The sequence below is a fragment of the Gracilibacillus sp. D59 genome (assembly GCF_052246695.1).
Classification (GTDB): Bacteria; Bacillota; Bacilli; order Bacillales; family Amphibacillaceae; genus Gracilibacillus.
Genome location: NZ_JBQQCK010000002.1, coordinates 249,909 through 267,706, shown reverse-complemented (window position 1 = coordinate 267,706; position 17,798 = coordinate 249,909). Strand labels below are relative to the sequence as shown.

Sequence of the window (17,798 nt, the reverse complement as noted above, 5' to 3'; positions counted from 1 at the left end):
ACAATATATTTTATGTTGAAGATTAGTGTTAAAAAGACAAAAAAGCTTGGTACTCTCACCAAGCTCTACATTCTCTCCACTACTATAATCGATAATAATTTCTTATCTTAGGAAAATGAATGATAACCTTTGTATACTTGCCTTCTTCTGATTCAATCGTTATGTCATGTCCTAGTTTATTTGCTAATTGCTTGGCAAGATACAATCCCATTCCCGTAGATTGTGCATGACTTCTACCGATCGATCCGGTAAAACCTTTTTCAAAAACCCGATTGATATCCTCTTGTTTTATGCCAATCCCATCGTCCTCTACGATAACACGCTTTTCCTTCGTGTCTTCCTCCAGCAACACAGTTATATTACCACCATCACCGGTGTACTTTAACGCATTAACAATAATTTGATCAAAGACAAAACCCAGCCATTTACTATCCGTATGCACCAGTTTCTCTTCATTTTCGATTGTAAAGTTAATCTTTTTGGTAATAAATAATTTCGCGTATTTTTTGGCACTGTTTTTGGCAATCTGATTTATATTGATCTCTTTGATAAAATAGTCTTTCGAAAATGAATCCACCCGTGAATAATAAAGGGCCTGTTCAACATAATAATCGATTTTTTCGATTTCATCTTCAAATTTGTCAACAAGCATAGATACTGATTTATCTTCACTATTTTCAATCAAAAGACGACTTGCTGCGATAGGTAGCTTCACCTCATGAATCCATGACATAATGAACTCCTGTTGATCCCTTTTCTCCTCGAATAATTGATCAAGTTGCTCTTGATAATCAGTCAAAATGTTTTGAAAATGCTGGAGAAAAAGTTTCTGTTCATTAGTTTGTGCCTCAGCGACAATTGCCCTCAGGTCTTCATGCCTTCCTTTAATATATTCATTGTAATTTCGGTAAAACCTGATCCGATATAAATAACCGAAGAATATATAGATGCTAGTAAACACCGCACAACTAATATTAACATAAATAATAACACTCAAGATCCCTGATTGATCGGTGCTCACCGCCATAATCAATGATATAAACGTCATTAAACACAGGTAAAAAAGCAAGAAGAAACGTCTATCTTTTATGTATTCTAAAAAAGTCATTGGATCAGGTATCCCTCACCTTTTTTCGTTTTGATAAAATCAGTCTTACCAAGTGTGGCAAGTTTTTTTCTTAAACGAGTAATATTAACCGTCAACGTGTTATCATCAACAAAACTTTCATCTTGCCAGAGACTGCGCATAATTTTAGTTCGGCTAACTACCGCCCCCTTCTTCTCCATTAACAGTTTTAAAATAAGAAACTCCGTCTTAGTCAGCTCCATTGTGTCTTCTCCAGTAGACAAGTCCCATTCTTTATAGTTTAGGACAACTCCGTTATGCTCCATAACGTTTGTTTCAGTGTCTGTATAAGAATAAGACCTTCGCAATAAGGCGTTGATTTTAGCTAGGAGCACATCAGTATCGAATGGTTTTTGAATAAAGTCATCACCGCCCATATTCATCGCCATTACCATATCCATTGATGTATTGCGAGAGGATATAAAGATAATCGGTACTTGAGACACTTCTCTAATCTTACTGCACCAGTAAAAACCATCATAAACAGGAAGATTAATATCTAGCAAAATCAGTTCTGGTTTTTCCTGAATAAAATCCTGTAATATATCATCAAACTTCTCCGACCCAACTACCTCGAAATTCCACCTTTTGATGATTTCAGAAAGCATTTCTCGTATTGTTTGATCGTCCTCAATAATCATAATTTTCATCGTTTATATACTCCTCTATTCCTAAATATATCCAGAAGTAACCTATCATACTCTTAATGTATCACAAAAATCCTTACACAAGGGTTACAAAATTGTAAGGTTACCATTATCACCTGTAAGATTTTATAAAGGTAAGATCGTGTACAATATAAAGTGAGACTTCCATCAGCGGGGGCTAAACGATTACTACCGTGATAAATATCACGAGATAACAGGAGGAATAAGAAATGAACTCGATCGTTGATGCAAAACGAATGAAAAAAGTATATGGCTCAAAAGGAAATGTATTTCATGCATTGGATAACATAGATCTAACGATTAATGAAGGGGAATTTGTCGGCATTATGGGACCTTCAGGTGCGGGAAAATCGACATTGCTAAACTTGCTAGCAACCATCGACGAACCTACATCTGGTGACATTGTCATTGATGGGACAAGCTTAAAAGATATGAATGAAGAGAAATTATCTGCTTTCAGACGAGATAAACTCGGATTCATTTTTCAGGATTACAATTTACTGGATACATTAACAGTAAAGGATAATATTATCCTGCCATTGGCATTAGCAAAAATGGACGTCAAAGAATTGGAGAGAAGAGTGGATATTGTAGCCGAAAAGTTTGGTATACAACCTATTTTGAACAAATATCCATATCAAATTTCCGGCGGGCAAAAACAGCGTACGGCCGCTTCCCGTGCAATTATCGCAAAACCAAGTCTTATCCTGGCCGATGAACCAACCGGTGCGCTAGATTCAAAATCCGCAACTGATTTATTAGAAAGCCTCAGAGACCTGAGTGAACAAGACCGGGCTACGATTCTGATGGTAACACATGATGCATATGCAGCAAGTTATTGTCAGCGAGTTCTTTTTATTAATGATGGTAAATTATTCACAGAACTCGTCAAAGGTGACGAAAGCCGCAAAGACTACTTTAACAAGGTGTTAGATGTTTTATCTGCGCTCGGAGGTGGGACAGATGTCGTTATTTAGTCTGGCAAAGAAAAATATTAAGGGGAATTTTAGTAATTATTTCGTATATTTTATATCCCTGGTTTTCAGTATGGTGATATACTACACATTTACTTCCTTGCAGTACAGTCAGGAAATCCAGGACAGTATCCAGTTATCTGACACGATGAAATTTATGTTTATGGCTTCCTCCGTGGTCTTAATACTTTTTGTAGCCATATTTATTTTATATTCCAACTCCTTTTTTACGAGAAAACGAAAAAAAGAAGTTGGTTTGTATTCGATGCTCGGATTACGAAAAAAAACCATTGCTAAAATGCTGTTGTATGAAAACTTAATCATGGGAATCACTGCGTTAATCGTTGGGATTGTGCTGGGAACTTTATTATCACAACTTTTTTCTATGATTTTAATCAAATTAATGGGCACTAGTGTTGAAATCAATTTTGGTATTTCATTCATGGCAATTCTCCAAACCGCGATTGTTTTTATGGTGATAAATCTATTTACTTCGTTTCAAGGATACCGGTTAATATACCGTTTTAAACTTATTGATTTATTCCATGCGGAAAAACAAGGAGAAACAATCCCGAATGCATCTATCATTTCGACAGTTGTAGGAATCATCCTGCTTATCATTAGTTACTGGTTAATTTTAAGGCCATTCCCTGAAGAATTGAACATGGCTTATTTTTTAAAAAACTATGGTGTAGCTCTAATTCTGCTAGTAGTTGGTACCTATCTCTTTTTCCGTTCAGTTACGGTATATATTTTAAAACTTTTGCAGCGAAATAAGCGTCACTATTACCGAGGAACGAACCTTATACAAACCTCTCAATTACTGTACCGTATCAGAGGGAATTCACGCACATTTACAATGATTGCGCTACTCAGTGCAGCAACAATTAGCTTTCTATGTACAACATACAGCGGATACTATAGTAATGAAGTGAACTCACGTAAAGATGTGCCTTTCAGCTATACCCACCTGTCTCAGAATGAGGAATTCGATCAGAAAATTGAAACGATCATACAAAACGATCAAGAGCATCCCATTTTGGCAGAGCTTGAAATCCCTGTAATCGAGACAAATGGTGATTTTTCATTCGAAATGGATTATGATAGAAACCCAACCAAGTTCATTGCCGAGTCAACATTTAATCAAGCATCTGAAGCGCTAAACTATGGAGTTGAAGTTACATTAGAAGATAATCAAGCTACCGTTATTAAGCCGAGATTAACAAAATATACTTCGGAAGACTTTGTAGATGAACATGTTACAATTGACGACAACGCAGATTTGACATTTACGGGTATGGTGGAAGGTAGTGTGTTGCCTTTTGATTTTCCAGATTTCTTTGTGGTGATAAGTGATGACATGTTTCAGAGTCTTGCCAATGAGTTTTCTCCGCTAGTTTACAAGGCATATGAAGTGGAGGATGAATTAACAACAGAGGCAACCGCAGTACAGGTTAACGAGCTAATTAAAGGTGATTTCCAGGTTCACTCTTCATTTTACAGTGAGTACAAGATAGGAAAAGAGGGAAATGCATTGAACCTGTTTATATTCGGATTTTTAGGTCTAGTGTTTTTGGCAGCAACAGGCAGCATTATCTATTTCAAACAGTTAACGGAAGCGAATGAATCAAAAGATAATTATGACATTCTAAACAAAGTTGGCGTCAGCAAAAAAGATATCCGCAGATCAGTTAGTAAACAGATGCGTTTTGTGTTTGGTATTCCTTTGATCGTCGGGTTAATTCATAGTATTATTATGTTGAATTTCATTACTAACTTCATCTCAGGTTTAATCGGTGCAAATTTATTTACTCCAATTGTAACGGCGATGGCTGCTTTTATTGTGATTTATCTGGGTTACTATATTTTGACCGTTAAGACGTATAATAATATTGTGATGAAGTGATTTTACAAAAGGGTGACCAAAATGGTGTCACCCTTTTGTGGTTAATATGGTTTTGGGGTAGCCTCTAGATGATTCAGCTACAACTAATGTTACCGAATTATTTATTCATCTTACTTAAGAAATCTCCAAGTATGTCATCTAGATCTGCTTCTTCGGGATCTGTTTCCTCTTCTTCTTGACGATTCTCTTTTACGGCTTCTTCCCAGTTAAATGAATCTAGATCATCATCGAATGTATCGTTTTCGTTTTCTAATTCATTTGAATCCCTTAATTCTCCTTCAGAGTCTTCTTCATTGTTCGTTTCTTCCGGTAATTCTTCTTGTAAATATAGAGCTTCATCAATATCTGTAGAACTACTATTAAGTGAGGCTAATAAAGCCGTTGCTCTCACCGGATCATTTAAGAGCTGATAAACAATACTGCCTAACAGTGCTTCTGAATGTTCATGTTTAAGCCAATTTCGTTGCGCCTTGTTCAAACTGCTCGGAAGAGGAATTGTAATAGTTTCTCTTTCCTTGGAGCTTGTTTCATTGATACCTTTTAACACCAATTCAGCCATTTTACTTGAAAAATTGCGTCGTTCCGTTTCCTTCAGTTGTTGGATTTCCTTTAAAAGATAATCAGGTGTATCTGAGGGTATCCTAAACGAAATGGTCTGGCCTCTTTTGATTTGGTTTGCTGATTTTTTCATATCATCACCTTAAGACTTTTTCGCTGGCTTTTTCTCTTCCTTCGACTTCTCAGCTTTTTTTGTGAATTCAGAAATAAGCTTATAGTATGCATTGGCCATCATCCAGATACTTTCCTTCTCATCCTCAAAAAATTCAATATTGTATCCATCTAAATTATTGTTCAGTGTTTTGATATAATCTTTTAAAACATTGGAACCTCCGCCAACGAAATAACAAATTTCTGTTTGGGAATTTTTTTGCCAGACGTTTCTTAATAAACGATATTGTTTTTTCGCTAATTCCAATAAAATTCGGTCGGTAATATCGTGAACACTTGTCCGACTTCCTTTAACCATTATGTGATTGCGGTCATTGTTTCGCGTAATAATTTCGACAACGTCACGACGACTATCCAGTTCAACAGCATGATTACTAAATATTTCTTCTCGAATGTTTTCAAGTGATTCGGAGACTCCCAAATTAAAGCCTTGTGCCTTATCATCGTCAACGGTACGATTTTTAATCACTGCAATATCAGTAGACAAACCTCCGATATCTTGAATTAGAATTCGCTTATCGATTAAATCCTTATTAATAATTTTCAAATCATGATCCATTACTAAGTTAATATAAGCGGCAAAACCTTCTGGATATACTTTCACTTCATCAAATTTGATATTTACTTTAATTCCTTGATATTTCGGGGTCACTAAGAACTCTACCTGATGGACGGAACCGAGAAGCTTCGAACGGTAGCCCGCATCTTTTCCTTCCTTTACTTCACGAAGAGGTAATCCTGTTCCTAATGTGTAATTCGCGTCAATTACTTTATTGGAACCTGCTTTATTTCCTTTAGCCGCATCTAATGCTATAGAGGCAAAAAGCATGATCAACGTCTGATCCTCTTGTGATTTACTGCTTCCTGGATCAAGCTCTGTCGAATTGCTTGATTTTGATGCTAAGTGCCCCACTCGATAGATTGCATTATTTTCTTGCAAAGCGGGTGAGTGCACGCGGATATGTATGCCTTCCAAAGGATCTTTTTGATCTAATTCCTCAATGCCGATGACCGGACGATCTTCAATATCTTGGGCAATGATATTCGGTATGTTGAATTCCTGATCCAACTCACCAAATATCGCCTTCACTGAATCATTTCCTACATCAACTGCTGCAATTCTTGATTGGCTCATTTTTTATCATCCTTTTTTTAATAAATCTATTCTTTTAAAAAGGATATTGCAGATGATCGGCTTCATCAATGGGATGATGCAAAAAGATATATAACTGTAATTTCATCGAAATAAGCCGTAATGTGTATACAAAATTGTTTACAATGTTTACGATTACGTGTACACCCTTTGCCAACAACATGTGTACGTATTTGTATACAAGTAAACTCATTTGTAAACTCCATGTATGCATTTTGTAAACTTGTATACTGTAATGTTTATGTAAAAGAAAAATGATGAGGACATGCCACCACTTTTTTTAGTGGGCGGACATTTGATTCGTTATTTGTATTAATAAAGCTATTTTTCAGGGGGTAAGTGGACATCTAGTTCGTTATTTCCTTAATTTCTTAAAAAAACAGCTTTTATTTTGCTGAATAACGGAACAGATGTCCATGACCATCCCCATATCACTGTTTTCACTAGATATAGCGGAATAAATGTCCGCATTAAAGCTCTCTGTGCAATTAACTAAGATGAAGGCATCATGGGTGAGCTTTGCAAACCCATAAGGGCTGCCCAGTCTCAGGGCAATCCGAGTATGCTTTCTTTACCTACAAGAAAAAACTTAAGGCGAGACATTATCCTCCCAAGCATCGAGATTCGTAATGGCTCTCTTTAATTCGTGCTGACATTCCTCTACACGAAGCTGTGCATTAAATAGTGGTTCCGTCGAAGTACCACTGCCATTGATCGCTTTTCCACGAGCATCCTGTATTTGTTCTTGAACATCTCGCAGTTGCTGTTGCAGTTCTCGAATTACCTTGGGATCCGCAGAATTTCTAGCTTTGCGTGTTGCTTCCTCCAATTCATAAGAAGTAATGGAAAGTTGTTCAATTTCATGACCGTTTTGAATCGGCATTTTCAGTTCCTCCCTATTGTTAGTACACATCTTATCTTTTGCAAAAAGCTGAGAACTAGTCACAAGTTAGTGGGATTTACCTTTTTTGTCTCTTCCTTCTCTAAATGATCAGCAAAAATCGGTAAAGAAAAATAAAAGGTCGTACCAATCTGCTCTTTACTTTCCACCCATAACCGGCCTTTATGGCAGAGAATGATTTCTTCACTAATGGCAAGACCAAGACCATTTCCTTTCACCCTACTCTTCGTATAATGACGATCAAACACATAAGGGATATCTGATGTGGCAATACCGCTTCCTTCATCCTGAACAGAAAAAATAACTTGATCTGAAATGGTTAAAGCTATTTCAATCGAACCTTTATCTGTATTTTTGATGGCATTGGACACTAAATTCGTCATGACCTGTTCCAATCGCATCACATCTACTTCTACTAGAGGATATTCATTTATTGAATCACTCTCAAGCCGTTGCTTAAAATGAAGTCCAGCCTGCTTGATCTCTAATGCGAACATATTACATAAGTGCTCATACAACTGATTGACGGGGATGGCTTCCATCGAAAAATTCATGTTGCCTGATTCCAGTTTTGATAAGTCAAATAAATCCGTGATCAGCTTATTCAAACCGCCCAGTCTATTCTTAATAATGTTTAAATATTCCTCTTGTTTGATAGAATCGTCCACTAACCCATCTAGTAATGCACTGACATACCCCTGAACTACGGCAACTGGTGACTGAAGATCATGTGATACATTGGATAGCAAGTGTTTCATTTTCTCTTTGGAATTGGTTAGTTGTTGATTGACCTCAGATAATTGGTGATTCGTTTCATTTAATAACGCTGTACGTTTACTAACCTTTTCTTCCAAATCAGCATAAAGATAAGCATTTGCAATCGATACTGCTGCCTGTGACGCAATTAATGTTAAGAAATTTAAGCGCTCACGAGTAAAAACGTGTGTGGACTTATTGTTTTCCATATACAAAACTGCAACAAGCCTATCTTGGTTTACTATAGGTAGACACAAGATAGATTTTGCTTGTGTTTCTTGTATATAGCTATTTTCGGTAAATGGACCTTGTTCTGCTGCATGATCTAACACAACCGCTTCCCTGCTATTCACTACATAATGAACGATCGACGTAGATACACGAGAATGATTCTTTAATGATTGTGGGTGCTCATATATTTCAACATTCCGATCAACATGATTAAAGGATGCCAATTCAAGTGCATTTTCAGCGGGTAACAGGAAGGATGCATGCTCTGCACCAGCATAAGTTAAGCATATATCCATTAATCTGCTAATTAAATTTTTAAGTACTACTTCACTTGAAATAACTCGAGCCGCTTCAAAAATTGCTTTGGTATCTAAATTCTCTTTCAGATTAAAATCGTTACTTTGGTTAATTTCCAGCAATGAGTCTGGATATGTTTGCCTTACTTGTTCGGCGATATGAACTGCTCCCCAATTCATATAACCGTTATATGCTTCTGTCACATAGGATTTCGCTGTTTTAGAAAGCTGTTTTGATAAATAAAACCTAGCCGCACAATGATTGGCAATTGCAAAGTCTTGGAGAAATCCATTTTCTTCTGCATATTCTATCGCTTGATGATAATTGCTTACCGCCTTATTATCATCTCCAATCAGTTTTTGTTGCTCAGCACGAATCAGTAAATACTTATGAAGATAGTTAGTCGGAGCGTGTTTAGCCCACTTTTTAAGTTTTTTTAAGTTATTCTTTAACTTTCTCTTCCCGCTTTTTTCCGTTAACTCTCCCTCTTCTATTAATCTTACCAACCATAACGAATGGTAAAAAAAGTATTCAGGCGCAACGATTAGCACTAGTGTGTTATCCACTAATGGTTCCAGTTCCTCCATTAGTGACATTGCCATCGAACGATGATTAAACAAAAACGCCATTTGTAATCGAATAGTCTTATGCATAATTGCCGCGGACTTGTCATCGGTAAACTCGGAAAATTCCCATGTAGGTTGTTTGTCTGGTAAAGAAAGCGCAGCAATCCAATCTAACAACTCACTTAAAAAATCATTGGAAATGGCATATTCATTTTTCTTAGCAAAAGTTAACTGTCTTTCAATACCTTCTTTTACCTCTTCCAAGTTATCTCCCTTAATGAGCTGCGTCAAAGCAATAAATGCACCAGTGGCACCAGCTAAGTGTAAATTCCCTGTTTCGATACAGATCTGCTGGGATCGCTCTAAATATTCTAAACTATAGCGGATATGCTTCTTCCAATGGTTGACAAAACTTCCATATACGAAGTAAACACGTGCTTGTAATGCCGTATCTCCAGATTGCTTTACATGTTGAATGGCAAGCCTTCCAAATTGATAGCTACTTTGATAATCACCAAAGCCAGCACTAAGTGTCAATGCATAATTGTTATAAACGAGAGCAGATACATCCATATCACCAAACTTCAATATTAAACGTAGTGCTCTGAGCATCAGAATCGTTGCTAAATTTTGATCGACGTGATAGGTCGGAGCATTTGAATTAATGAGTGTTCGCATAATCAGTCTTTGATTTTCATCCGTTACCGGTGGAAGCTTTAATAAATCTTCTCCACGTTTGCTTCCTAATGCGAGCTTTGTTAAAAGATATTCTTTCGCTACCATCGATTTACTCGGATTATCTTTTATTTCGATACCAAATAACCGTAAGCCCGTGAGTCCCGAATAGGTTGCTTGCTTTACTTCATGAATATGGGTGTACAACGTTATTTTCAGATTGTAAATATAGAGCTTATCTTGCCTAGTTTTGGCACGTGTTAATGTTTCTTCAAAAATGCCCTCTGCTTCCTCGAAATGTTGGTTAAGGTATAATGATTCTCCATATCCTACCATCACTTTATATGTCTCCTCATAATCTGTTTGCCATTTATCCTGTGGTAACAATTGAAAGGCATTCTTATAAAATGTCAATCCAGACTTAAAGGCTGCTGCACTCTTGGCTTTCTCCCCTGCCATTCGATTCCATTTGATTAAATCCTGTTGTAGACCTTGTGTTAGCCGAGATTGACAGATATTCAAATGGTTCACAATCGAGAAAATGTGTTCTTCTATTTCATTCTTTGTATAATGACTAATTAATTGCTCTGCTATCGTTAAATGATTTTGCTCTCGTTCTTCTGTAGACATCGACGTATAAAATGCCTGTTGAATCTTATCATGTAAAAACCGATAGCTTGGAGGGTTTTCGTGTAAAAGCTGTTCATTCTCATTGGGATAGACCCATTTATATCGGGCATCCATTGGCAGAATAACCCCTTCTTCTAATCCATCCCATAGTCTATTTGCTGTTGTTACATAGTCTTCGCCAGCAATGGTTGCGATTAATTGAAGGTTAAACTGACTTCCAATACAAGCAGCTAATTGTAACAGTTTGATCGTTTCTGCTGATAGCTGATTGATCTGCTTCATAATAAAATCAATCATGGAATCCGTCATTGGTATTTGTTTCAGTGCAGTTAGACTTATTTTCCATGTCGCTGTATTTAAATCAAAGTCTATTATTTGTTCTTGATTTAATAATTGTAATAATTGAATAATGAAAAAAGGATTCCCTTTCGTAATTCGGTACATTAATTCTACTAGCGGTTCAGCAATCCCCGCTTCAATACCAAGAATTTCCTCCACCCATTGTTCGATATGCGCCTTGACTAAGGGGTGGATAGGAATTGTGGATATTTGTACATCATTATTTTTTATTTGGTTTAAAAATAACTCAAAAGGATGGCCAACCGATACCTCATTATCACGATAAGCACCGATAATTAATAAATTTCTTTTGTCTGGATTTGTAAGGAGATGTCTCATTAAATCAAGCGTGGCATTATCTGCCCACTGTAAATCGTCAATAAACATTACAAGTGGGTGATCCTCAGTAGCAAACACATCAACAAATTTTCTGACCGCTAACATGAAACGGTTATGTACACCTTGCGGCGGTATGTCAGGTCCCTCTTGCTGCTTGCCAATCAGCCATTCGATTTCAGGGATAAAATTAGCAATTATCCAAGCATTATTAGACAAATGTATGTTAAGTTTATCTTTCCACAGTTGAATACTGTCTGTATCTTCCGTTAAGATTTGTCTTATTAACGACCGAAATGCTGCAATAATGGGTGCATAAGGGCGATGTTTTTGATATTGCACAAACTTACCTGTAATGAAATATCCTTTTTTATTGAGTAATGGTTTATGGAGTTTATTAACAAGAGCGGTCTTACCAATTCCTGATGGTCCTGGGAGAAGCACAAGTGCGGGTTCACCGTCCTGTACAAGCTCAAACTTACTAATAAGCTGCTCCAGTTCAGCGTCTCTCCCATAAAGTTTATTTGGCTTTTCAAGCATAGGACTTACATCATATTCCCCTAAAGAAAATAATTCTAGGCTATTATTTGAATAAAAAGCATGGGAACATTTTTCTAAATCTTTCTTTAATCCGTAAGTACTTTGATACCTTTGCTCTGGCATTTTAGCAAGTAACTTCATAATGATGTTTGATATTATGTTAGGTACGGTTAGATTCACATGATGAGGGAGACTCGCCGTTTGAGCAAGGTGAGCATGAATAACTTCCGCCGGATCCTTCATTTCAAATGGAACACGACCTGTAGCCATTTGGTAAAACAGAACACCTAATGAATATAAATCGGTTCGATAATCGATTGGACGATTCATTCTCCCTGTTTGCTCAGGTGATACATAGGACACATCATCTATCTGATAAGGCGTTATATCTGCTTGTGGCATTTCTCTAGAGAGCATTGTTGATTGATGGAAACCTGTTAATTTTATTTGATCAGTACTTGGATCATACAAAATATGATCTGGCTGAATCGATTTATGAATAATATTTTTTTGATGAACAGAAGCAAGAATCGATGTTAACTTAATAGCGATTTTTAAAAATGTGCTAATATCAAAGACCTTATTATTGTTTAACGAGTCTGTTAAACGTTGACCCTGGAAAAATTCCATTTCTAAATAAGGTTGTTCCTTGTTTTTTTTCAAGTCCATCGGCTTCAGAACACCATCAAGTTCTACCTCGGATAACGTATAATACTCATGAATTAATTCAGCTTTTGATTGAGGATTTACTTTATTATGGATAGTTTTTATCAAAGCTTGTTCATTGTTAAGATTGGAAACAGCTTTATATAGTATCCATGAGTTGGAAGTAATAATCGTACTAGTTAGTTGATAATTCGACAATTTTTTCATCATCTATCATCCTAATTTTCAAAATTTTAAGATAAATTTAACCAAATTTAAGCTCATTTTTAAACTCGTTCCTTATACTGAACATACGAGCAAAAAGAGGGGGTTTACGTATGTTAGACTCAATGAAGGAAAAATACAGTGAAAAACAAGAACTAGACAGAGAATGGTTAATCTTACTTACTATCGCAAAACAAAAAGGGTTAAGTGTACAACAAGTGAGAACATTTCTAAAGCAAAAGGTGGTTATGGATTAAGACGACTATGTTCAGCGTTTTGTTCTTCGATTCGATTAAATTTATATCCAATACCGCGCACCGTTTCGATATACTTAAGTTGATCCGTATCCGTTTCTAGTTTTTTTCTTAAATTGCTGATATGTACCATGACAGTTCGATAATCTCCTAAACTATTTTCATCCCAGATTAACTCAAACAATTTCTCTACGCTAAAGATTTTTTCAGGATTTTGAGCTAACAAACATAAGATTTGAAACTCCTTTGCTGATAAATGCAATACTTTGTTATTCAGTTTTACAACAGCGCTGTCAAGGTTAATCACTAATCCAGGGTATTCAATCAAATTTGTTTTCTTTTCAGAGATTTCATTTCTTTTGGTTTGATGGGACAGTTTCCTATACCGGCGCAAATGTGCTTTTATTTTAGCCATTAATACTGGTGAGCTGGTCGTTTTTTCAATAAAATCATCTCCACCAACACCCAACCCTAAAATTTTATCCATATCATCTTGTTTGGAACTCAGGAAAATAACAGGAATATCTGTCATTTTTTTAATTTCCTGACAAAGCTCATAACCATCTAATCTTGGCATCATGACGTCTAAAATAATTAAATCCGGTGATTCCTGCTCCACCATTGTTAAGGCGTCTACTCCGTCTTCTGCCTCTAACACTTGATAGCCATTTTCTTTCATATATAATTCTAGTATTGTACGCATATCCGCATCATCATCGACAATTAAAATTTTTTCACTAGCCACTGAATCCCCCTCCCTTCAACTTCTATCAGAACGTACGATATATTCACTTCTTCAAATGGTCTGCTGTTTTTGTTTCTCTTTAACCTATAGGTATTAAAAACTACCAAAAAATAGTACTTTTCTATTAGTATACCAAAGGTTTTGAAGAGAACAACCAAAATGTTTGCCTAATATTTCGACACATTAACGTTTGGCGGCTATATTAATGTTTTAAAACCGAGTTCCCGCAAAAATCAATATCACTTATTTCCACAAGTGATAATGGGATCTTAAGAGAATCAGTGAGTGATAAAGAAACTAGTAAGAGACCATCTATATGGATGGTCTCCTTTACTTTTTTATTAGCATAGCTCATATAGTAAAGCACCTGCTTATTTGAATAAAGGTGGGAGTCATACTTTTCGCCCATTATCTTAATCATTCAGCAGTTTCCCTTCTATTTTTTCCAGCCGCTCCTTGAGCTCTTTATTTTCTTCTTTCAACTGATTCTGTTCCTGTTCGGCTGCTTTGGAATTGAGATAAGGATCGGTTTCCCACCAGTCCATGCCGATTTCCTTAGCCTTATCGACCGAAGCGACAATGAGTCTGATTTTAATTGAAAGTAATTCTACATCAGCAATTCCGACTCGAATATCTCCTGCTATTACAACACCTTTGTCCAATACCGTCTCTAGCACGTCGACCAAATTACTAGATTGTGTGGTTGATTGCGGTGTACTTTGCATAACCTTATAACGACCTCCTTTTCCTATTAAAGTAAATTCCCCAAAGGCCCGAGGTCAATATTTAAATCATTGTCATCCAAGTTAAAAATTTCTTTTAGTTCATCCATTTTCACGTCCAAGTTCATGAGAGCAACACCGAGCTCCTCCATCTCATCTTCCGTTAAATTTCCGCCTTCTACTCGGCGAATCGCTTGCCGTTCAACCAATTGTCTCAAAAGCTCTATGATGGTCAGCACCAACTGTGCTAGGCCTTCTTCGGCACCCTCAGAATCAAGTTCAATACGCCCACTTTTTTCCGGATGGTAATCGAGATTTGCAAACAAATCATTATTAAGATTGATTGATGACATGGTCAAGCTCCTCCTTTTCCTTTTCAAATTGATGGGAAGATAACTGTCGAGCGGTTTCTTTATTTGATTCAATTAGTGTTTCTACGGATGAAATTAAGATGCGTAAATCTAAATAAACCAAGTCGATGCCAGCGACGGAGAGAATCAAGTCACCTTTAATAGCCACACCTTTATCAAGTACGACATCTAGTATATCGATGAGACCTACTTCCTTGTTGGCAAATTCATTGCTTTCCGACATTTTATCCTCCAATCTAGCTGATCGCTGCAAAATGATAGGACGGCCATGGGCCTGTGACTTCCAATTGCCACCCAGCATCTGTCCACTTATTTTGTATTTCTTTAATCCGTGCTAAGTAGTCATCCACCTTATGCTTTTTCAACATGTAAACACTGTTCCAGGACATTTCTTCCTTCCGTCCCGTTACATCCTTGTTCCAGTTTCGTTTCACTTCCGTGTTGACGCTCATGTCAGCTAATTCTTCATGAATATTTTCTACAATTGCTTGTATTTCCTTATGAACCTCTTGGTCGATCAGCTGACCTAGTTTTTTCTTCTCAAGATATTGCCGTCCTGGAGACATTGCTCGAATTTCTTCTTTTTTTGCTTCGATTATTCCACTCTGGTCAGAAATGCTTTTCCTCACTTTTTCTTCATCACAATATATTTTCAGTATCCACTCCTCTTTGTCTGCAATGATTTCCAGCAGCTCTATCATTCGCTGTTTCTGCTTATTCATGGTTGAACGTAGATTATCCAACCCTGAGTAAATGGTGCAGAACTTCATTGGAACAACCGGATAGTTGGCATACAACGACATAAGCACTTCGTGATGATGAAAGGCTTTCTCATGCAACCACTTCGCATCCTTTGTTTTCTTTTCAAGCTCTTTTTCGCCATACTCGGTCTTATCCAGACTGCATACTACCGCATCAATTTGACCAAAGGAAATCGTATATACCTCCTGCTCCCCATCGAGTCCCTTGAATTTTGGGAATGTATGTTTTGCTTTTTCCATAGATGGAATCACGCCGTATAAGTAAATTAGACTGCCCATGTTTATTCCTCACCTTTCATTCTTTTTCTTTAGTCAGCGCTTGAATTTGTTCCATTTCTCGCTTTTTGGCAATCTCATAACGGGTAAGCAGTTCCATTTCAGATTGCTTATAGGAATCCTTATCGAGTTCCCCCATGTCATACATCATTTGCAGATGAATGAGTTTCTTCTGAATATGTTCAAGATCATAATATTCCTTATCCACTTCTTCTTGAAATTTTTTACCGATATTAACGACTATATCGATTGGAAAGGTGAATAGTTTGTGAATCATGAGGGTTCCTTCTCTTCCACTCTCAGTTTAATATTGATAAAGTTATAAGCTGGCCATGGCCCCGTGTATTTGAAATCGACTTTATCCTTCCAATTCTCATGCAGTTCATTAACTTTCTTATCAAAGGTTTCTTCCTGTTCTCGATTAATGAGATATGTTGCATTCAGTAACATTTTTTCGCCAATCGGATTATTTATTTGGAAAGCTTTTGCGAGTGGAAGTAATGGCTCATGAATGTCCGTTTTGATTTCATTTTGAACAGACTGGAAGAAATCTTTTGCCATTTCTCCCAACTGGATACGGTCAAAATAGCCAGCAGCCTCTGATTTTGACTGGACTACTTTTTTCTTCTCTCTAATTGATTCATTCTGATTGATATTAGTTTCTAGCCACTCCTTTTTCCCGATAACTTTTAAACCGACTTCGATCTTGCCCTGAATCTGTGGAAAAAGTTTTTCCAGTTGTGGGTAGAGTTTTTCGGTCAGGGTAATGACATCTGCTTCACTGTTAAAGACATTGCCGAAGCTGATAGGTACAACGGTATCCATTTGTTCCATCACGCTTGAAATCACATTCTGGTGCATCATCAAATTATCCTTGTTTGGATGGTAGATTTCCATCGGTACGACTGTAGCAACCATCGCTGCATCCTTATAATGGATGGTGAATACTTCCCTGACCTGTCCTTTAAAATGAACAGTACCAAACGTTTGCTTTTCATGTGTCTGTATTGCGCAAAATAGATAGATTCCTTGTTCTTCTCTCATTTGAATCACCTCTCTGATATTCGTTGGCACTCCTGTTCTAACTGCTTCCTTAGCCGATGTGTTTGTTTCCTTTCTCCATATGCTTTTATTGGGAACCAAGTTATATCAAAGCATAGCTGATAAAATTCCTTGTTATCCCCATCAATTGGTATATTATATCGATTTACCATGTCTGCAATCATGATTGAAGCACGGATACTTGGAATTTTGCCGCTCTGTTTAGATGGAGCCAATTGACGAACCTTTTCGATAAAGTTCACAATGGCTTCTGCCTTATCCCGTTCAATTGACGTTTTATTTACCACAGCAGCAATTTCTGCTTCTTTGTCCATGCTTTCCATAGCCATGGTAATCATTCGATCCAGCAAGGCATCCTGTGATTCGTATACACCGGCATATTCTGCAGGATTGCTTGTGAAAATCACGGTAAAATCCGGATGTACCTGTATAAATGACTTTTTCTGTTTTGTCCCATAGAGCGGTAGTATACCTTCACCTAAAACAGGAAGTAAAATGTTATTGGTTTCCGGCTTAGAACGTGTAAACTCATCGTATACTAACGTATGGCCTTTTCGCACAGCTTCAAGTAGTCGACCCTCTTTCCATGATTCGTTAACTCTTTCTTCGATTTTTTGGACTGTGCGGATGTAGTTGTCTTTCAGTTTGTACCGTTCGTAACCAGAGAACGATCCTATAAGTTCTTCTATGGAAAGATCTTTACTTCCATGCATCAGTGTTATCTGCCGTTTTCGTTTGTTTGCAATATGCATGGCTAACGCCGTTTTCCCTACTCCTGGTGGCCCGGTAAAATGAACAGGATATCCACTTCCTAAATAACGCAGCGAGCGTTTCACCAATTCCTGAAAGTGGGGGGTGTTTTCAAAAACACCTTTTGTCTGTTCCTCTATGTTTATCCCTGTCATATCAG

Annotated in this window: 18 protein-coding genes; 3 read left to right on the top strand and 15 right to left on the bottom strand. The window is 37.0% G+C overall.

The annotated features are described in order from the left end of the window. Positions 1–82: 82 nt before the first annotated feature. Both ACTWP4_RS04535 and ACTWP4_RS04530 read right to left on the bottom strand, forming a co-directional pair. Positions 83–1,108 (bottom strand): sensor histidine kinase, encoded by a 1,026-nt coding sequence (locus ACTWP4_RS04535; protein WP_443127573.1) that lies wholly within the window; start codon positions 1,106–1,108, stop codon positions 83–85. Next, entirely contained in the window at positions 1,105–1,776 is a 672-nt protein-coding gene (locus tag ACTWP4_RS04530) for a response regulator transcription factor (RefSeq protein ID WP_443127572.1), read from the bottom strand. Before ACTWP4_RS04530 ends, ACTWP4_RS04535 begins: the two co-directional genes overlap by 4 nt. Positions 1,777–2,003: 227 nt before the next feature. Here ACTWP4_RS04530 and ACTWP4_RS04525 point away from each other — a divergent pair, with 227 nt between their 5' ends. Then, positions 2,004–2,771, top strand: coding sequence for an ABC transporter ATP-binding protein (locus tag ACTWP4_RS04525; RefSeq protein WP_443127571.1), 768 nt, complete (start codon positions 2,004–2,006; stop codon positions 2,769–2,771). Continuing rightward, positions 2,758–4,674: an ABC transporter permease gene (locus ACTWP4_RS04520; protein WP_443127570.1), complete on the top strand. Its 1,917-nt coding sequence runs from the start codon at positions 2,758–2,760 to the stop codon at positions 4,672–4,674. Before ACTWP4_RS04525 ends, ACTWP4_RS04520 begins: the two co-directional genes overlap by 14 nt. A gap of 97 nt (positions 4,675–4,771) precedes the next feature. Here the strand turns inward: ACTWP4_RS04520 and ACTWP4_RS04515 are convergent, their stop codons facing one another. The 5 genes from ACTWP4_RS04515 to ACTWP4_RS04495 form a co-directional block, all read right to left on the bottom strand. Then, positions 4,772–5,365 (bottom strand): hypothetical protein, encoded by a 594-nt coding sequence (locus tag ACTWP4_RS04515; RefSeq protein ID WP_443127569.1) that lies wholly within the window; start codon positions 5,363–5,365, stop codon positions 4,772–4,774. A 9-nt stretch (positions 5,366–5,374) separates the two neighbouring features. Continuing rightward, entirely contained in the window at positions 5,375–6,538 is a 1,164-nt protein-coding gene (locus ACTWP4_RS04510; RefSeq protein WP_443127568.1) for an Alp7A family actin-like protein, read from the bottom strand. Positions 6,539–6,572: 34 nt separating this feature from the next. After that, entirely contained in the window at positions 6,573–6,749 is a 177-nt protein-coding gene (locus ACTWP4_RS04505; RefSeq protein WP_443127567.1) for a hypothetical protein, read from the bottom strand. A gap of 396 nt (positions 6,750–7,145) precedes the next feature. Next, on the bottom strand, positions 7,146–7,439 hold the full coding sequence (locus tag ACTWP4_RS04500) for a hypothetical protein (RefSeq protein WP_443127566.1): 294 nt from the start codon (positions 7,437–7,439) through the stop codon (positions 7,146–7,148). A gap of 59 nt (positions 7,440–7,498) precedes the next feature. Further along, positions 7,499–12,700: an AAA family ATPase gene (locus ACTWP4_RS04495; protein ID WP_443127565.1), complete on the bottom strand. Its 5,202-nt coding sequence runs from the start codon at positions 12,698–12,700 to the stop codon at positions 7,499–7,501. Between the two features lie 110 nt (positions 12,701–12,810). On the opposite strand from ACTWP4_RS04495, the gene ACTWP4_RS04490 reads away from it, so the two are divergent. Then, positions 12,811–12,954, top strand: coding sequence for a hypothetical protein (locus ACTWP4_RS04490; protein WP_443127564.1), 144 nt, complete (start codon positions 12,811–12,813; stop codon positions 12,952–12,954). On the opposite strand, the gene ACTWP4_RS04485 is transcribed toward ACTWP4_RS04490, so the two are convergent. The 8 genes from ACTWP4_RS04485 to gvpN all read right to left on the bottom strand — a co-directional run bounded on the left by ACTWP4_RS04485 (position 12,944) and on the right by gvpN (position 17,793). After that, positions 12,944–13,696 (bottom strand): response regulator transcription factor, encoded by a 753-nt coding sequence (locus tag ACTWP4_RS04485; RefSeq protein WP_443127563.1) that lies wholly within the window; start codon positions 13,694–13,696, stop codon positions 12,944–12,946. The genes ACTWP4_RS04490 and ACTWP4_RS04485 overlap by 11 nt on opposite strands. 413 nt (positions 13,697–14,109) lie before the next feature. After that, the gene (gvpJ, locus tag ACTWP4_RS04480) at positions 14,110–14,421 is read right to left on the bottom strand and encodes a gas vesicle protein GvpJ (protein WP_443127562.1); all 312 of its coding nucleotides are present in this window, start codon (positions 14,419–14,421) and stop codon (positions 14,110–14,112) included. Positions 14,422–14,447: 26 nt separating this feature from the next. Then, positions 14,448–14,771 carry a gas vesicle protein K gene (locus ACTWP4_RS04475; protein WP_443127561.1) on the bottom strand — a complete coding sequence of 108 codons (324 nt, stop codon included), beginning with the start codon at positions 14,769–14,771 and terminating at the stop codon, positions 14,448–14,450. Further along, on the bottom strand, positions 14,752–15,012 hold the full coding sequence (locus ACTWP4_RS04470) for a gas vesicle protein (protein ID WP_443127560.1): 261 nt from the start codon (positions 15,010–15,012) through the stop codon (positions 14,752–14,754). Before ACTWP4_RS04470 ends, ACTWP4_RS04475 begins: the two co-directional genes overlap by 20 nt. Before the next feature lie 13 nt (positions 15,013–15,025). Beyond that, positions 15,026–15,829 (bottom strand): GvpL/GvpF family gas vesicle protein, encoded by an 804-nt coding sequence (locus ACTWP4_RS04465; protein ID WP_443127559.1) that lies wholly within the window; start codon positions 15,827–15,829, stop codon positions 15,026–15,028. 16 nt (positions 15,830–15,845) lie between these two features. Beyond that, positions 15,846–16,103 (bottom strand): gas vesicle protein GvpG, encoded by a 258-nt coding sequence (locus ACTWP4_RS04460; RefSeq protein ID WP_443127558.1) that lies wholly within the window; start codon positions 16,101–16,103, stop codon positions 15,846–15,848. Further along, entirely contained in the window at positions 16,100–16,876 is a 777-nt protein-coding gene (locus ACTWP4_RS04455) for a GvpL/GvpF family gas vesicle protein (RefSeq protein ID WP_443127927.1), read from the bottom strand. The genes ACTWP4_RS04460 and ACTWP4_RS04455 overlap by 4 nt, the downstream gene beginning before the upstream one ends. Beyond that, positions 16,876–17,793, bottom strand: a complete 918-nt coding sequence (gene gvpN / locus ACTWP4_RS04450) for a gas vesicle protein GvpN (RefSeq protein ID WP_443127557.1) — start codon at positions 17,791–17,793, stop codon at positions 16,876–16,878. Before gvpN ends, ACTWP4_RS04455 begins: the two co-directional genes overlap by 1 nt. Positions 17,794–17,798 lie beyond the last annotated feature (5 nt).

Excerpts from the sequence above, each read along its gene's own strand:
- ACTWP4_RS04470 (WP_443127560.1), bottom strand. The coding sequence starts at position 15,012 with ATGTCGGAAAGCAATGAATTTGCCAACAAGGAAGTAGGTCTCATCGAT.
- ACTWP4_RS04460 (WP_443127558.1), bottom strand. The coding sequence starts at position 16,103 with ATGATTCACAAACTATTCACCTTTCCAATCGATATAGTCGTTAATATC.
- ACTWP4_RS04505 (WP_443127567.1), bottom strand. The coding sequence starts at position 6,749 with ATGAGTTTACTTGTATACAAATACGTACACATGTTGTTGGCAAAGGGT.
- ACTWP4_RS04520 (WP_443127570.1), top strand. The coding sequence starts at position 2,758 with ATGTCGTTATTTAGTCTGGCAAAGAAAAATATTAAGGGGAATTTTAGT.
- ACTWP4_RS04515 (WP_443127569.1), bottom strand. The coding sequence starts at position 5,365 with ATGAAAAAATCAGCAAACCAAATCAAAAGAGGCCAGACCATTTCGTTT.
- ACTWP4_RS04510 (WP_443127568.1), bottom strand. The coding sequence starts at position 6,538 with ATGAGCCAATCAAGAATTGCAGCAGTTGATGTAGGAAATGATTCAGTG.
- ACTWP4_RS04490 (WP_443127564.1), top strand. The coding sequence starts at position 12,811 with ATGTTAGACTCAATGAAGGAAAAATACAGTGAAAAACAAGAACTAGAC.
- ACTWP4_RS04530 (WP_443127572.1), bottom strand. The coding sequence starts at position 1,776 with ATGAAAATTATGATTATTGAGGACGATCAAACAATACGAGAAATGCTT.
- ACTWP4_RS04535 (WP_443127573.1), bottom strand. The coding sequence starts at position 1,108 with ATGACTTTTTTAGAATACATAAAAGATAGACGTTTCTTCTTGCTTTTT.
- ACTWP4_RS04500 (WP_443127566.1), bottom strand. The coding sequence starts at position 7,439 with ATGCCGATTCAAAACGGTCATGAAATTGAACAACTTTCCATTACTTCT.
- ACTWP4_RS04475 (WP_443127561.1), bottom strand. The coding sequence starts at position 14,771 with ATGTCATCAATCAATCTTAATAATGATTTGTTTGCAAATCTCGATTAC.
- ACTWP4_RS04465 (WP_443127559.1), bottom strand. The coding sequence starts at position 15,829 with ATGGGCAGTCTAATTTACTTATACGGCGTGATTCCATCTATGGAAAAA.
- gvpJ (WP_443127562.1), bottom strand. The coding sequence starts at position 14,421 with ATGCAAAGTACACCGCAATCAACCACACAATCTAGTAATTTGGTCGAC.
- gvpN (WP_443127557.1), bottom strand. The coding sequence starts at position 17,793 with ATGACAGGGATAAACATAGAGGAACAGACAAAAGGTGTTTTTGAAAAC.
- ACTWP4_RS04525 (WP_443127571.1), top strand. The coding sequence starts at position 2,004 with ATGAACTCGATCGTTGATGCAAAACGAATGAAAAAAGTATATGGCTCA.
- ACTWP4_RS04495 (WP_443127565.1), bottom strand. The coding sequence starts at position 12,700 with ATGAAAAAATTGTCGAATTATCAACTAACTAGTACGATTATTACTTCC.